This is a genomic window from Sphaerisporangium sp. NPDC005289, assembly GCF_040607455.1.
In the GTDB taxonomy this organism is placed as follows: Bacteria; Actinomycetota; Actinomycetes; order Streptosporangiales; family Streptosporangiaceae; genus Sphaerisporangium; species Sphaerisporangium rhizosphaerae.
The window spans coordinates 340,621-354,578 of the sequence record NZ_JBEXGS010000005.1 but is presented as its reverse complement, the minus strand read 5'-3'; the positions used below and the strand labels follow the sequence as shown (position 1 = coordinate 354,578).

Below are 13,958 nucleotides of genomic sequence, written 5' to 3'. Positions count from 1 at the left end.
CCGCACCCATCACGGTCGGCGCGCGGCGAGGTAGGCCCATACTCTGTGGCCGGTCGCCGGGGCGCCCTGGAAGCCGGCGCGTTCGGCCAGCGCGGTCACGATGGCCAGCCCACGCCCGCCTTCCGCGCAAGCGATGTCCGCCCGGCCATGGTCGCCGAACGCCGGGACGCCGGCCCCGCCGAGGTCGTAGACGGTGACCATGACGCCCACCGCTCTAACGGAGGCGCCGAGCGGTCGACGGCGGGGCGAGTCGAGCGCGATCTCCACGGTGAAGTGGCCTTCCGGCGATCCGCTCCGGGTGTGGCGGACGGCGTTGCCGGCCAGCTCCCCGACGACCAGTTCGGCATCGTCGGCGAACGGCGTGCCGCCGAGCAGGAACCGGGTGAAGCGCCTGGCTTCCGCGGCCTGGTCCAGCGCGCCCGGAAAGACGCGCCGCCAGACCAGAATCTCCGGGCCGAGCCGCACGGCCTCGTCGACCGGCACGGCGCGTGAAGGGTGACCGGCGTACGACAGGCCGGGCGGCGCGATCCAATCAGCGGCCTCGTCAACCGGCACGGCGCGCGAGGGATGACCGGCGTACGGCGGGCCGGGCGGCGCGACGTCTTCGGCGGCCACGCGCGGCGCCTCGTCGCTGGAGTCGGTTCTCGTGGACACGAGCCACAACGATCGCCGAGCGAGCACGCATCTCCGATCCCACCTTCCTCCACGGCGATCTTTCAGGCGAAAGGCCCGATGACGTGCGCGAACACAGGTGTTCGCCTGATCACCACCCGGCAGAACCCACCGACATCCCCCGGCTTTCCTCATTCTCCGTAGTCAACAAGACACTTTCCGTATAAGTTCTGTGATCCGGGAACCTGTTCGAGTCGTAGTCGGGGAGGCTGACGGCCATGTCGGGCGAGGGAGTTCACGTCCTGCTGGAATGCCGGCGTCGCGGCGAGGCACTGCGCGCCATGGGCTACACCGTCGACCAGATCGCCGACCTGTTCTCGGTCTGCTATGACGTCAGCCGGTTGCGCCTGTACCGGTACGCCTACGGGCTGACCGCCGCCGAGGCCGCCGCGCGGTACAACGACCTCGACCCAGCGGGCACCGCCGCGCTGCGCGAGTCACGACTGTACGAGTTCGAGCACTGGCCTCAGCGCGGAATGCGCCCGACGGCCCGCACCATCGCCCTGTTCGCGCACGTCTACCGGACCGCCGCCCGCCGCCTGGTCAGCGACCGGGTCTACGCCTCCTACAGCGTCCGCGACCGCGACCTCATCGACCGCACCGACCACCGTTCGTCCCATACCGCCCAACGGCCCTCTGCCGCCCCCGTCGCCATCTCGGGGCATGTCACCATGGGTCAGGAAGTGGAAGCGGCACGCCCGGCGGTCCCGGTTCCCGGCTTCAAGGATTGCGCCGCGCTGCTGCGTGCCCTCACAGCCGAGGAGGCCGATGTGAAGCGCCGCGATCTGCTGTTCGAGCTCGCCCTCGCACTCGGCGGCACCCCCGCCCTGGCGCTGCTGCGCCACCTGTCCCCACCGGAGAAGGACCGCCTGGCCACCGCGATCCGTTCCTCCACCCGGGTCGACGCCGCCACCGTGGAGCTGATCGAGAAGCTCACCGCCCGCTGCCGCCGCCTGGACGACGAGTTCGGCCCCGCCAAGGTTCTGCCCGTCGTCGAGGGCCAGCGCACCCTCGTCGCCGACCTGCTCCACCGCGAGTCACTAGTCCCCGGCCTGCGCGACCGCCTCATCCGCGCCTACGCCGAACTCAGCCAACTCGCCGGCTGGCTCCACCACGACCTCCTCGACCACCCCGGAGCCCGCCGCCGCTACCAAGAAGGCCTCACCGCCGCCCACCAGATCCGCGACCCCACCCTCATCGCCTACCTCCACACCTGCCTGGCCAACATGTCCCGCTTCCTGGGTCACACCGGCGCAGCCCTCGACCACATCTACGCCGCCCAAGGCTGGGCACAACAAAGCCCGAGCACCCTGCTCCGATCAGTACACGCGGTGAGCCTTGCGCGAATCCTGGCCGCGCACGGCAACGTCCTGGACAGCGAACACGCACTTACCCGATCACGGCAACTGCTGGAACACCCCAGGACCGAGGCCGATCCCTCCTACCTCTACTGGTGGACGCCCACCGGAGTGCGACGGCACACCGCCTATTGCGCGATCGCCTGGAAACGTCCCGATGAGGCAATCGACTCGGCACAGCAAGCCTTGTCGGCAACCGCGATCAGTCCCCTGATGCGCGGGGAAACCCTGCTGTTCTACGCCGAGGCCCTGACTCAGAAGCGCGAGATACCGACCGCCACGGACAAGATCCGCCAGGCAGCACGCATCACCGTCAGACACAGTTCCGGACGCCTCGCCGACATCGTCAGCCAAACCCGCGCCCGCCTCGAACCTTGGGCCACCAACAAACACGTCCGCGCCCTAGACGAGGAACTCGTCTCCCTAGGCATCCCTCCCCCTCAGATACCTGGAAGGGTGAGGAGTATGGCAGCACCGAGGAAGTATGCCCCTGAGCTGCGGGAACGTGCTGTCCGTATGGTTTTCGAGCCGCGTGCGGCCGGTGAGGGAGCGGGCGTGCCGGCGCGTTCCCGAGTCGTACCACCTGGTCCTCGACGGTCCGCAAGCCGTCGACCGCGTCAGGCGTGCAGTCGGTAGGCTCCCCGGCGTGAACAGCGTCGAGGAAGAGCTCTCCTGACCGCAGGCCGCCCGTCAGGCGGCGCCGAGATGACGACTCATCCGGTGAACCGGCGGTAGCGGTTGAACGGGCGGCAGGACAGAGGTCACTCTCCGGTCTGTCGCTGGTGCAGGTACCAGGCCGCGATCGAGTACGGCGGTGCCGCGGCCGGGGAGCGGGCGGCATGCTCGACGATCGCGTCCCGTATGAAGCGCGGGTCGGCGGGCCGGGGGTATGCCGCGTGAATCGGCTGGAGCACCGAGACGCCAAGGTCGGTGAAGTGGCCGGCATCGGTGAAGACACCTTTGTGGGTCAGGTAGGTCAGTAGTCCGCGCCGGTCGGCGATGCCCAGGGAGGAGTGCAGGGCGATCGCTTCCCACACCCGGTCGACGTCCGCCGCGGCGATGCCGTGCTCGGTCAGCACGGATGCCGCCAGATCGGCGCCTTCCACTTCGAAGCGGGCCTGGCCGGTGGCGAGGGTGCCCAGCCCCAAATCGTGCATCGCGCAGGCGGCGAAGAGCAGGTTCTCGTCGTAGGCCGCGTCGTTCAGACAGCCCTCCTGCTCGGCCAGCAAGCGGGCGAACAGGAAGCTGCGGATGCTGTGGTCGGCGATCGGTGTGCTCTCGGACTTCTGTACAAGGGCGAGACTCGCGTCGGCCAGCGACCCCGTGGGAAGAGCGAGCATGTCGTTCATGCCCCGACCGTATGAGCGCGGCGCGACAACGAGAAGCGGCCTGAGTGCCGTCCATCGCCAGGATCGGGCCACGGCTTCGACGAACCGATCAGCACCACGTGGTGGTCCTCGTCCTGCCCGGTGCGCCGGCGATGCTCAGTGAGATGTGAGTGATCGCGTCCAGGGCCGCACCACGCCTCGTCCTTGATGGACGACACCCCGCGGCACGGCACCGCGTCCGCCGGCGTGCGGGAAGGTACGTCCGGCGGCTTCAGCGCCCGGTCCGGGCCGGGCGGTACCGGCTGCGGAAGGCGGCCGGTGTGGTGCCGGTGCGCTGGCCGAAGTATTTGACGAAGTTGCTGGTGTCGAGGAAGCCGAGGCGCACCCCGATGCTCGCGACGGGTTCGTCGCCATGGGCGAGGAGGCGTTTGGCCTCCAGCACGACCCGACGGTCGATGAACTCCTTGGCGCCGACGCCGGCCGCGGCGAGCGCGGCCCGGGTCAAGGTGCGCGGCGAGTACCCGAGGACGCGCGCGTAGTGGCCGACGTCGCGGGCCCAGGTGAAGTTGGTCTCGACGGCGGCGCGGAAGCGCTGGAAGGTTTCCGTGTGCTCGGCCGGCGGGGTGCCCGCGGGTGCGGCCGAGTGGGTCAGGCGCAGCAGAAGCACGGCGAGCAGTCGCTGGAGGATGGCGGAGCGGGTGGGCGCCGGCACGCGCGTGGTGCCGTATTCGTGCGCGAGGTGGTCGAGGGCCCGGCGCAGGGCTGGGGCGTCCTCTGCGGTGATCTGCCACAGGGTGCGTCCGAAGGGGTCGTCGAGGCGGACGTCGGTGGCGGTGGCGGGGTCGAGGAAGTCGGGCCGGAACAACACCAGAGTGCCGGTCGACGCGCTGAGGTCGCCGAAACGCTGTACCTGGGCGGAGCGGACCCACAGCCAGGTGCCGTCGGTGACGGCGTGGTCGGTGAAGTCGACCATGTGCCACAGCAGCCCCTGTTCCACCGTGAGGAGCAGGTGGAAGTCCGGGCGCTGTGCGCGGCCGGCTCCCTCGGCGTCCCGCGCGCCTTCCGCCTCGCCGTGGCGATGCATGCGACGGCGCAGCTCGGCGATCGTCATCACCTCGACACCGACCGCGCCGGCCTCCGACGGGACGTACTGGATCTCCGGGATCGCTTCGTGTCCGTTTTTCACCACGACGAGACCTCACCGTACCTGGGCGGCACCTTTCGCGGCTCCTACGTTTGAAATCGGCCGAGAGCATACGTGATGGCAAGAACGGCGCGGCTCCCGGCCGATATCGATGACCGACTTCTACCAAATGTCGGGATACCCGAACGGCAGACCGTGTCCGTCCGACGTACGGGTTCGACGCCTACCGCGGCTGATGCCGCGGCCTGGGCCCTGCGCTGCGGGGGTGGTGCCGGACTCCACCGGCGCCGCCACCGGCCTGGTCGCGCTGAGCCGCCAGGCTCCCGGACGCGCCCTGGAACCGGCTCACCGAGGCCCTCGACCGGCACCTGGCTCCCACCTCCGCCTGACCACCCACGGAACCACCACAACAGATCACGACAGATCACGAAGGAAACCACCGCAATGACGAACATCGCCGTCTTCGGCGCCAACGGCACCATCGGCTCCGCCATCGTCCGCGAGGCCCTCGGCCGCGGCCACACCGTCACCGCCGTCGTCCGCGACCGCGCCAAGGTCACCGAACGCCACGCGAACCTGACCGTCACCACCGGCGACGTCCTCGACACCCATTCGGTCGTCGCCGCCGCGAAGGGCCAGGACGTCGTCGTCAGCGCTGTCGGCGGCGGTGACGGCCCCGGCCACATCGCCACCATCAAGCCTGCCGCCGTCGCCCTCACCGAAGGACTGCGGATCCTCGGCGAGCAGGCACCCCGCCTGATCACCGTCGGCGGCGCCGGCTCCCTGCGCACTCCCGACGGCAAGCAGGTGTGGGACGCCCCGGGCCTGCCCGACTTCCTGCTGCAGATCATGCACGCCCACGGCGACGCCCTCGACTACTACCGGACCGTCACAGACGTCGACTGGACCAGCATCAGCCCCGCGGCCATGATCGAGCCCGGCACCCGCACCGGCGACTACCGCACCGCCCTGGACGACCTCGTCATCGACGGCGACGGCAACAGCGCCATCTCCGTGGAGGACTACGCGGTCGCCCTCCTCGACGAGATCGAGCGGCCCGGCCACCGCCGGCGGCGCTTCGCCGTCGGCTACTGACCGACAGGCGCACAGGCGTCTGGCCCGCCACTCCCCATGGGGAGTGGCGGGCCTGTTCGAGAGGGGCGGCGCCGATCTCGCCGCCGCCGTACTGAACGGTCTTGGCGCTGCGGCCCGGGGATGTCGACAAGGGCCGGGAGGCCATCGCTCCACACGCCACTCGCAGACCCCGAGGGAATGGGCAGGGCGATGGGCGGATTCCTGGGCGTTCGGACAGGACCATCCCCGGAAGGGAGTTGTCGGATGGTCCAAGTCGGGAAGTCAGTCCTGGCGGACCTGCCCGAACCGGCTGCGGTAGTCCTGAGGAGACACGCCCAGGGCTTTGACGAACGCGCGTCGCATTCGCTCGTCGTCACCGAAACCTGTTCGCCTTGCGACGAGACGCACGGGATCACGCGTCGCCTCAAGAAGGCGCCTTGCGGCTTCGAGCCGGAGTTTTTCGACGGCCCGTGCCGGGCTCTCCCCGGTTTCGCGGACATAGACGCGAGCGAAGTTCCGGGGGCTCATGTGGGCGGCGTCGGCGAGTGCCTGAACGGACAGATCGGTGTCGAGGTTCGCGCGGATCCAGTCGTGCAAGTCGTCGAACCGGCCCCGTACGTCCTGCATCTGCTGTCGCAGTTCGATGCTGAACTGGGACTGCCCGCCGGGCCTCTTGAGGAAGAGGACCATCGAGCGCGCGATATTGAGGGCCGTTTCGCGGCCGAGGTCGTTCTCGATCATCGCCAGCACCATGTCGATTCCCGCGGACACACCGGCTGACGTCCAGATCCGGCCCGAAGTGACGAAGAGCGCGTCGGGGTCCACGCTGACGGTGGGGTGCTCGCGCTCAAGTCGGCGGCAGAACGCCCAGTGTGTGGTCGCTTCCCGCCCGTCGAGCACGCCGAGTTCGGCGAGAACGAACGCTCCGGTGCAGATGGAGCCGAGCCGGCGCGGCTGGGCGAGGTGCTCGGCCAGGCAGGAACGCAGTGCGGCCGTAGAGGCCGGCGGCAGTCTCAAGTCGCTGCCCGACACCAGCAGGGTGTCGACTCCGTGGAGGACGGCATCGTCCAGCCGTGTGGTCTCCAGCCGCACGCCCGTGTCGGTGGTGACGGCTCTGCCGTCCGTAGAGGCGAGGACGACATCGTAGGCGGGAGGGCCGTCCAGGAAGTTCGCCTCGCTGAACGCTTGCAGCGGGCCGGCGATGTCCATGAGCTTCGCGCCGTCGTAGGCGACCACGACGATCTTCCGGATGTCTCCGACCGCAGCCGTGGCCGTTTCTGAGGGCATACTGCATTTTATGCCATGGCTTCGCACCGTCCACGATGAGCACGCTCATGCCGCGCCCGGCCGCCGCCCGGCAGGACGACGGAACCGCGGGGCCTCGGAAGGGTCCCTGCGCACGCCGGCCGAGGCCAGGTGGCGATCACCGCAGGGCAGGACGGGAAGCTTACGCGGGCACGTCCCGCGCGATCTCGATGAGTTCGCCGGTGTTCATCTCGTAGAAGAACCCGAAGAGCTTGGTGGACTTCGGCACGGCGGGGTGGCTCCGGAGCAGGGCGAGGTCGTACTTGATCGACTCGTCGAAGTGCGGAATGGTCAGGGCATCCCGGCGGAAAGCGTCAGAGATGTCCACGTTGTGCTCGTCGCGGTACCGGTTGATGAGCTGGTCCGGCCGGAACGCCGTCGCACCGCAGAACGAGTGGTGCACCACGACGACGGTCGTGAAGTGGAACAGGTAGTCCATGGTCGCGACCGCCTGCAGCGCGTCGACCGCACGCCCACCGGCGTTCGCCAGAGAGAACAGCGTGCGTGTATGGCCGACCCGGTTGCCGTTCTCGTCGAGGACGTTCTCGCCCGGGAAGACCTCGTCCCCGAAGTGCTCGGCGACCGCGTCGGGGATGTCCGCCGCTCGCGGGTCGAAGCAGTGAACGACCATGGTCTTCATGGGGATCGCCTCGTTGAATCCCTGGAAATGCTCCTGATCGAACCACGGCTGGCTGCGGAATTCGTACTCGCTGAGATCCATCTTTTCCTCACTTGACGACTGTTCGATGGGAACCTGCCAGGCCCTTCAGGGAGGGGGATCCCTGAAGATGCCGCCGCACGTGAGGGCCGGGATCGTTGTGCGGGTCGGCCAATGAAGCGCCTGGTGCCGGATATGGCGGTCGTCCGGACGCACGGCGGTGGCCGGCGACGGCCAGGAGACCGCGAATGCGCTGTCATCGGCTCGCTTCCGACTCTAAGTGGACAGCCGAATGGCGGCAATGACACGAATACCTCGAATCCTGCCATCCGCTGGTCACATCCATGGAGCGTGGCGTGATCAACGGACCATGGGGAGAGAAGGGGACGACACCCCGCGGCGCGATCAGCGTTCCGCGGCGAACGACTCGACGTAGGCCAGGGCTCCGTACAGCGCGTCACGCAGGGGTGCGGACTCGCCGGCCGCCTGGTCCAGCAGTGCTCCGCCCTGGAACGCGGCGGTGAGCAGGTGCGCGAGTGCGGCCGGGTCGGCCTCCGGCCGCAGTTCGCCGCGTTCGCGCATCTTGCTCAGGCCGCGCTTGAACAGCTCCTGCCACCGCTGGAAGCCGTCCGCCACCGCGTCCCGGTGGGCGGGCTCCGTTTTGACAACCTCGGCGGCCAGGGAGCCGAATATGCACCCGCCGCGCACCATGTCCTGCGAGGCGATGGAGGAGTCGGCCCACCGGCGCAGTGCGGCGAAGCTGTCCAGCTCGCCCAGTTCGGGCGCCTGGTGGCGGGCGACGATGGTGTCGGCCTGCCAGGCGAGCGCCGCGCGCACGAGGGACTCCTTGATGGGGAAATGGCGCGTCAACTGCGAGCCGCTGACTCCGGCGGCCGCGCGGATCTGCTCGTTGTTGGTGTTCTGCGCACCCTGTTCGTAGAACAGTCCGGCGGCCGCCTGCACGATGCGTTCGCGGGTGGCCAGGCCCTTGGCGGTCAGCTTCTGGGCCGGCGCTTCCCTGGCAGTGCTCATGTCACCATGGTACCGGAAAAAGGGCTTGACAGCCCCTTCTTGATGGTGTTCTCTCTGAGGGCGGGAAAAAAAGGGCTTGTGAGCCCATTTTTCGGCGAGGCGGCCGTCCGTCCGCAGGCGGGAGCCCTCGCCAGCCCCTCCCGAGAAACGGAGAACACCTCATGGAACGCCACCTCCTCGTGATCGGAGCCACCGGCAAGACCGGCCGCCACACCACCGAACTGCTGCTCCAGCGCGGGCACCGCGTCCGCGCACTCGTCCGCGGTCTCGACGCACGCGCCGAGCGGCTCGCCGCCCTCGGAGCCGACATCGTCGAAGGCGACGTCCTCGACCTCGACTCCCTGGCCCGGGCGGCCGAGGGAATCGACGCCCTGTACTTCACCTATCCGATCCGCCCCGGCCTCATCGACGCCACCGCGAACGTGGCCCAGGCCGCCGAAGAGAACGGCGTCCAGGCGATCGTGAACATGTCACAGGTCTCCGCCCGCCGCCACACCGCCAGCAACGCGGCACGCCAGCACTGGGTCGCCGAACGTCTCCTGGACCACTCTCAGGTCCCCGTCACCCACCTCCGGCCGACCTTCTTCGCCCAGTGGCTGATCGACACCTGGGCCGACGGAACCGGCGAACTGCGCCTGCCCTTCGCCGACGGACGCCACGCCCCCATCGCGGAAAGCGACCAGGCGAAGGTGATCGCGGCCATCCTCGAAGACCCCATCCCGCACGCCGCCCAGATCTACCCGCTGTACGGAGCCGAGGAGCTCAACCACTACGAGATCGCCGAGAAGATGTCGCGGGCGCTGAACCGCGAGGTCACCTACGTGCCCATCGAACTCGACGAATTCGCCGCCATCCTGCACGGGCGCGGCGCGCCGGACCACCTGATCCAGCACCTGCTCGCCGTGGCCGTCGACTACCGCAACGGCGTCTTCGCCGGCGCCAACGACCTGGTCAAGAGGATCGGCGGCACCGACCCCCTCGACGTCGAGACGTTCGTCGCCCAGAACCGGGCGGCCTTCGCCTCGCCCATCATCTGAACACGGGAGAAGAGCAATGAGCGTTTGGTTCATCACCGGATCGTCCCGGGGCTTCGGCCTGGAAATCGCCCGTGCCGCCCTCGCCGCCGGGCACCAGGTGGTCGCGACCGCGCGGAAGACCGAAACCGTCCGCGAGCAGCTCCCCGACGCCGGGGACGCGCTGCACACCGTGGCGCTGGACGTGACCGACCCGCGGAGCATCCAGGCGGCCGTCGACGCGGCGATCGAGCGGTTCGGGCGCATCGATGTCCTGGTCAACAACGCCGGCACGGGACTGCTCGCCGCCGTCGAAGAGTCCGACGACGCCGCGGTCCGCGCGGTGTACGAGACCAACGTGTTCGGCCCGCTCGCCGTCCAGCGCGCCGTGTTGCCGGCACTGCGACATCAGCGTTCCGGCCACGTGATCAACATCAGCTCCATCGCGGGCTTCGCCACGGCGCCGGGCTGGGGCATCTACGCCTCCACGAAGTTCGCCGTCGAAGGCTTCACCGAGACCCTCCACACCGAACTGGCCCCCCTCGGCATCCACGTGACGCTCGTCGAACCGGGCTTCTTCCGCACCGACTTCCTCGACCCCGCCAGCCTGCACACCGGCCCCGCCACCATCGACGACTACGCGGCCACCGCCGGGGCGATGCGTGCGGCCGCCGCGAGCCTGAACCACGCTCAACCCGGCGACCCGGTCAAGGCCGCGCGCGCCATTGTCGAGATGGCCGACATCACCGAGCCGCCCCTGCGTCTCCCACTCGGAGCCGACACCCTGGAGGCCTTCGGCACCAAGCTGGAAACCTTCCGCTATGAGATGGACGCCTGGCGGCATGTCGCCCTCTCCACCGATCACGACTAGGACGACAACGCCGGATCCGCCTTCTCCGGCACCACGGTCCGAAGCCCGGCGGAAGCTTCGGTCGCGCCTGGACCCTGTCGTGGGCCTCCGAGCCCGACCCTCGACGCCGTCGAGGCGCGGATGCACGGTCTGCTCACCGGGATGGGGCGGCGCGGCCTCCGCACGAACGGTGCGCGGGACACGGTCACGTGCCAGGAAGATCGAGTCCCCCGTTCCGCAGCCCTTCCGAGAGAGCGAGGGTGTCGGTCATGGCCCGACGCTGCGAGACCTACTTCCCACACGTGGCACGGATGGCCATGGTCGCTAAGGTAGTGCCACTATGACAGGCAGACACCACGTTGCGGTGCTCCTGCTGCCCGGTGTGCTCCCCCTTGAGTTCGGTATCGCGACCCAGATCTTCGCCATGGACCCTCACTACGAGCTGACCGTGTGCGCCGACACCGAGGCCGGACGAGTGCCGGGGCAGGGCTTCGCGATCACGGTCGCGGCTGGTCTCGAGGCCCTGGACGACGCCGACACCGTGATCATTCCGGGGTACGACGACATCGATACGGCCCCGTCAACCGAGCTTCTGGCGGCGCTACAGGCGGCTCACGCCCGAGGCGCCAGACTCGTCTCCATCTGCACCGCGGCCTTCACCCTTGCCGCGGCCGGGCTGCTCGACGGGCGCCCCGCGACCACACACTGGCGGCTCGCCGAGCAACTACGTCAGCGCTACCCACGCGTCAAAGTCCTGCCGAATCAGCTCTACGCCGACGACGGCGACATCCTCACCTCCGCCGGCGTGACCGCGGGAATCGACTTGTGCCTGCACCTGATCCGCACCGACCGCGGCGCCGCGGCAGCGAACACACGCGCACGCGAGCTCGTCGCGCCGCCACGGCGGCGGGGAGGCCAGGCACAGTTCGTCGACCAGTTCCGCCCCCAAGCGAGCGGAGACGAACTCGCTCCTCTGCGCCAGTGGATGCTCGACAACCTCGCGAAGCCCGTGACCGTCGACGACCTCGCGGAACGCGCCCATATGTCGCGGCGGACACTGATCCGCCGCTTCCGCAAGGAGACCGGCACCCCGCCCATGGCCTGGCTGACCGACGCACGCATCGACCGAGCACGTGAACTGCTGGAGGCGACCACCGTGCCGATCGAGCAGATCGGCCGCCTCACCGGGCTCGGCGCACCCGCTTCCATGCGGGCCGCATTCCACCGGCATCTCGGCACTTCCCCTCAGGAATACCGGACCCTGTTCCGCCACAAGGACGAGACGGTGGACGCATGACCGCCACATCTTCGCCAAAAGGCGGGCATGCATCCGAGCGGAGCGAGGGCCATTTCGGCAGGGCTAGGCTGACCGCGGTTGCCCTGTGATGGTGGAGGAGACGCCGATGACCGCCGACACAACTTTGACCCGGATCGGCCAGGCGGTGGAACTGCATCACGGCCAAGGTCAGCGTGACGCCGCTCGTGACCTGTTCGCGCAGATCTGGGAGGACATCGGCGGCGAGCAGGGCGAGCCCTTGCATGTTTGCGTCCTCGCCCACTCGATGGCCGACGTACAGGACGACGTGAACCAAGAGCTGCTGTGGGATCTGCGGGCCCTCGCCGCCGCTGACCGGGTCACCGATGACCAGGTGGCGCAGGCCGGAGTGGCCCTGCCGGTGGCCGGCCTGTACCCGTCGCTGCACCTGAACCTGGGTGACTGCTATCGCCGGCTGGGTGAGCTCGACCGCGCCCGCGAGCACCTCCAGCAGGCCCGGGCCGGGCTAGACGCGCTTGCCGACGACGGGTACGGCAAGCTCATCAGGGGCGGCCTGGAACGACTGGCCGAGCGGTTGGATGAGACCGTCTGATCCCGGCTCGCGTGCGCCCAGTGACGTCCGGGCGAACCCGGAGAGAACAGTCGAGCGGATTGACCTACTCAAACCGCCGCCCTCCCGCATGTTCGCCTGTGGACATCGCGCCGAAGCGATCGACTCGATGGTGATCGTGATCCTGCAGCGGCCGCGCAGCGCTCCTGGGCAGGATCGACGACATGCGTAGTCCCAGTAGGGTCAGGGTAGACGTGTGGGTAGGTCGTACAGACTACGCGGGATCTCAATAGGTTTCCTCACAGTCCGGAAACGATCAACTCCGCTGCGTAAGCTGGAGGTCATGGGCTTGGCATATAGAGATGAAGATCTACACCGCTTGGTCGACCAGTTGACGCCGGACCAAGCCAAGGCTGTACGGGCCGTCGTCCTCCACCTTGTCGGCGAGAACCACGGCGACGAACCGGCTGTACCCACGCTTGAGGGGGGGCGCCGCCGTCGGCTCTCCTTCGCGGGTCTCATGAAGGCCGAACCAGACCTCGCCGCTCGTTCCGAGGACATCATCCGAGCTGAGTTGGGCCGGCACACGGCGTGATCCTCTGTGATACAGGGCCGCTTGTCGCGGTCCTCAACAGCGATGACGCCGACCACAAGCGCTGTCTAGAGTTCTTGGAACACTGCGGCGGGCCTTTGGTCGTCCCCGCGCCGGTTCTGACCGAGGTCTGCTGGCTTCTGGAGTCCAGGGTCGGCCCCGCCGTTGAGGCGAACTTCCTTCGATCAGTCGCGGATGAGGAGCTTCAACTAGAGGCGCTGACATCGCAAGATCTAGACCGTATGGCTGAACTCGTCACATCATATGCCGACTTCCCACTTGGGGCGGTAGACGCCTCCGTCATCGCGATAGCCGAGCGTCTGGGAGTTCAAGACGTCGCGACGTTGGATTACCGCCACTTTCGGGTAGTACGTCCACGTCACATCAACGGCTTCGCCCTGCATCCATAGCGATAAGTGCTGGCAACAAGTCAAATATAGCCGACCTTCGGAAAACGAACGATCGATCATTGACCAGAGTGTACGAGATTCCGGGGAACCAGTTGAGTTGTTTCACGAGAACGGCCAGATCTGGAAAATATGGCTTTCCCACTCTCCGTCGAAGTCATGAGGAAAGCAGCCGGGTGGCAGGAGTTGTTTTCGATGCCCTCTGACGTGCCACCTCTGTTTCGGTGGGCCGAGTTCGAACGGCTCATGATCTCCGGCCCCAGAACATCTCCTCGACCATGACCGACCCGCTGGTGCTGGAGAAGGAGGTAGTCAGCTCATCGACGTCGGGGTGCCGGTCGGGCCCGCAGCCCGGATCGGAGGTCCATAGTTCGAAACGGACCCGTATGCGGTACGCGCCCGTGTACCCGCCGTTGATCATGAGCACGTTATCGGCGGCAGCCAGCCAATCTCCGGTGATGTCCCGCTCTTCCCATGATTCCGCGAGCGGCTTGGCGTCGGGATCCTCGACGTCGCCCGCGTCGACGATCGTGAACTCGCCGTGTTCACCGAGGGCCGAGTCTTCCATCACTCGCATCATGGTCGCCGTTGTCACTTCTCACCCTTCCTGGCATAGAGCAAGACTCCGACTTCGCGGGCGAGGCGGAGTTCGGGAAATACAGTCCGAGCGGAGCGAGGCCCATTTTCGGGCGGAGACGG

The 13,958-nt window shown here is 68.2% G+C and carries 15 protein-coding genes; 7 read left to right on the top strand and 8 right to left on the bottom strand.

What is annotated here, in order from left to right; genetic code table 11:
* Window positions 1-9: 9 nt before the first annotated feature.
* Window positions 10-654, bottom strand: coding sequence for an ATP-binding protein (locus tag ABZT47_RS12235; protein ID WP_354839545.1), 645 nt, complete (start codon window positions 652-654; stop codon window positions 10-12).
* A gap of 236 nt (window positions 655-890) precedes the next feature.
* On the opposite strand from ABZT47_RS12235, the gene ABZT47_RS12230 reads away from it, so the two are divergent.
* A complete protein-coding gene (locus ABZT47_RS12230) occupies window positions 891-2,666 on the top strand; it encodes a hypothetical protein (protein WP_354839542.1) in 1,776 nt (591 codons plus the stop codon).
* Window positions 2,667-2,791: 125 nt separating this feature from the next.
* Here the strand turns inward: ABZT47_RS12230 and ABZT47_RS12225 are convergent, their stop codons facing one another.
* Both ABZT47_RS12225 and ABZT47_RS12220 read right to left on the bottom strand, forming a co-directional pair.
* Window positions 2,792-3,379, bottom strand: a complete 588-nt coding sequence (locus tag ABZT47_RS12225) for an HD domain-containing protein (protein ID WP_354839540.1) — start codon at window positions 3,377-3,379, stop codon at window positions 2,792-2,794.
* A 250-nt stretch (window positions 3,380-3,629) separates the two neighbouring features.
* Window positions 3,630-4,547, bottom strand: a complete 918-nt coding sequence (locus ABZT47_RS12220) for a helix-turn-helix domain-containing protein (RefSeq protein ID WP_354839537.1) — start codon at window positions 4,545-4,547, stop codon at window positions 3,630-3,632.
* A 399-nt stretch (window positions 4,548-4,946) separates the two neighbouring features.
* On the opposite strand from ABZT47_RS12220, the gene ABZT47_RS12215 reads away from it, so the two are divergent.
* On the top strand, window positions 4,947-5,597 hold the full coding sequence (locus ABZT47_RS12215) for an NAD(P)H-binding protein (RefSeq protein ID WP_354839534.1): 651 nt from the start codon (window positions 4,947-4,949) through the stop codon (window positions 5,595-5,597).
* 261 nt (window positions 5,598-5,858) lie between these two features.
* Here the strand turns inward: ABZT47_RS12215 and ABZT47_RS12210 are convergent, their stop codons facing one another.
* The 3 genes from ABZT47_RS12210 to ABZT47_RS12200 form a co-directional block, all read right to left on the bottom strand.
* Window positions 5,859-6,863 (bottom strand): helix-turn-helix domain-containing protein, encoded by a 1,005-nt coding sequence (locus ABZT47_RS12210; RefSeq protein ID WP_354839531.1) that lies wholly within the window; start codon window positions 6,861-6,863, stop codon window positions 5,859-5,861.
* 160 nt (window positions 6,864-7,023) lie between these two features.
* Complete coding sequence (locus tag ABZT47_RS12205) at window positions 7,024-7,602, bottom strand: carbonic anhydrase (RefSeq protein WP_354839528.1); 579 nt, start codon at window positions 7,600-7,602, stop codon at window positions 7,024-7,026.
* A 342-nt stretch (window positions 7,603-7,944) separates the two neighbouring features.
* Window positions 7,945-8,571: a TetR/AcrR family transcriptional regulator gene (locus ABZT47_RS12200; protein ID WP_354839525.1), complete on the bottom strand. Its 627-nt coding sequence runs from the start codon at window positions 8,569-8,571 to the stop codon at window positions 7,945-7,947.
* A gap of 161 nt (window positions 8,572-8,732) precedes the next feature.
* Between ABZT47_RS12200 and ABZT47_RS12195 the strand changes: the two genes are divergently transcribed.
* The 4 genes from ABZT47_RS12195 to ABZT47_RS12180 all read left to right on the top strand — a co-directional run bounded on the left by ABZT47_RS12195 (window position 8,733) and on the right by ABZT47_RS12180 (window position 12,302).
* On the top strand, window positions 8,733-9,608 hold the full coding sequence (locus tag ABZT47_RS12195) for an NAD(P)H-binding protein (protein WP_354839522.1): 876 nt from the start codon (window positions 8,733-8,735) through the stop codon (window positions 9,606-9,608).
* 16 nt (window positions 9,609-9,624) lie between these two features.
* The gene (locus ABZT47_RS12190) at window positions 9,625-10,455 is read left to right on the top strand and encodes an oxidoreductase (protein WP_354839519.1); all 831 of its coding nucleotides are present in this window, start codon (window positions 9,625-9,627) and stop codon (window positions 10,453-10,455) included.
* A 343-nt stretch (window positions 10,456-10,798) separates the two neighbouring features.
* Window positions 10,799-11,731, top strand: a complete 933-nt coding sequence (locus ABZT47_RS12185; RefSeq protein WP_354839517.1) for a helix-turn-helix domain-containing protein — start codon at window positions 10,799-10,801, stop codon at window positions 11,729-11,731.
* 106 nt (window positions 11,732-11,837) lie between these two features.
* Window positions 11,838-12,302: a tetratricopeptide repeat protein gene (locus ABZT47_RS12180; RefSeq protein ID WP_354839514.1), complete on the top strand. Its 465-nt coding sequence runs from the start codon at window positions 11,838-11,840 to the stop codon at window positions 12,300-12,302.
* 328 nt (window positions 12,303-12,630) lie between these two features.
* Here the strand turns inward: ABZT47_RS12180 and ABZT47_RS12175 are convergent, their stop codons facing one another.
* Entirely contained in the window at window positions 12,631-12,846 is a 216-nt protein-coding gene (locus tag ABZT47_RS12175) for a hypothetical protein (protein ID WP_354839512.1), read from the bottom strand.
* A gap of 5 nt (window positions 12,847-12,851) precedes the next feature.
* Here ABZT47_RS12175 and ABZT47_RS12170 point away from each other — a divergent pair, with 5 nt between their 5' ends.
* On the top strand, window positions 12,852-13,262 hold the full coding sequence (locus ABZT47_RS12170; protein ID WP_354839509.1) for a PIN domain-containing protein: 411 nt from the start codon (window positions 12,852-12,854) through the stop codon (window positions 13,260-13,262).
* A 241-nt stretch (window positions 13,263-13,503) separates the two neighbouring features.
* On the opposite strand, the gene ABZT47_RS12165 is transcribed toward ABZT47_RS12170, so the two are convergent.
* The gene (locus ABZT47_RS12165; RefSeq protein WP_354839506.1) at window positions 13,504-13,827 is read right to left on the bottom strand and encodes a hypothetical protein; all 324 of its coding nucleotides are present in this window, start codon (window positions 13,825-13,827) and stop codon (window positions 13,504-13,506) included.
* Between the last annotated feature and the right edge of the window lie 131 nt (window positions 13,828-13,958).

Coding starts and splice junctions, on each gene's coding strand:
- ABZT47_RS12225 (WP_354839540.1), bottom strand. CDS start 3,379: ATGAACGACATGCTCGCTCTTCCCACGGGGTCGCTGGCCGACGCGAGT.
- ABZT47_RS12195 (WP_354839522.1), top strand. CDS start 8,733: ATGGAACGCCACCTCCTCGTGATCGGAGCCACCGGCAAGACCGGCCGC.
- ABZT47_RS12205 (WP_354839528.1), bottom strand. CDS start 7,602: ATGGATCTCAGCGAGTACGAATTCCGCAGCCAGCCGTGGTTCGATCAG.
- ABZT47_RS12210 (WP_354839531.1), bottom strand. CDS start 6,863: ATGCCCTCAGAAACGGCCACGGCTGCGGTCGGAGACATCCGGAAGATC.
- ABZT47_RS12165 (WP_354839506.1), bottom strand. CDS start 13,827: ATGGAAGACTCGGCCCTCGGTGAACACGGCGAGTTCACGATCGTCGAC.
- ABZT47_RS12230 (WP_354839542.1), top strand. CDS start 891: ATGTCGGGCGAGGGAGTTCACGTCCTGCTGGAATGCCGGCGTCGCGGC.
- ABZT47_RS12200 (WP_354839525.1), bottom strand. CDS start 8,571: ATGAGCACTGCCAGGGAAGCGCCGGCCCAGAAGCTGACCGCCAAGGGC.
- ABZT47_RS12215 (WP_354839534.1), top strand. CDS start 4,947: ATGACGAACATCGCCGTCTTCGGCGCCAACGGCACCATCGGCTCCGCC.
- ABZT47_RS12190 (WP_354839519.1), top strand. CDS start 9,625: ATGAGCGTTTGGTTCATCACCGGATCGTCCCGGGGCTTCGGCCTGGAA.
- ABZT47_RS12180 (WP_354839514.1), top strand. CDS start 11,838: ATGACCGCCGACACAACTTTGACCCGGATCGGCCAGGCGGTGGAACTG.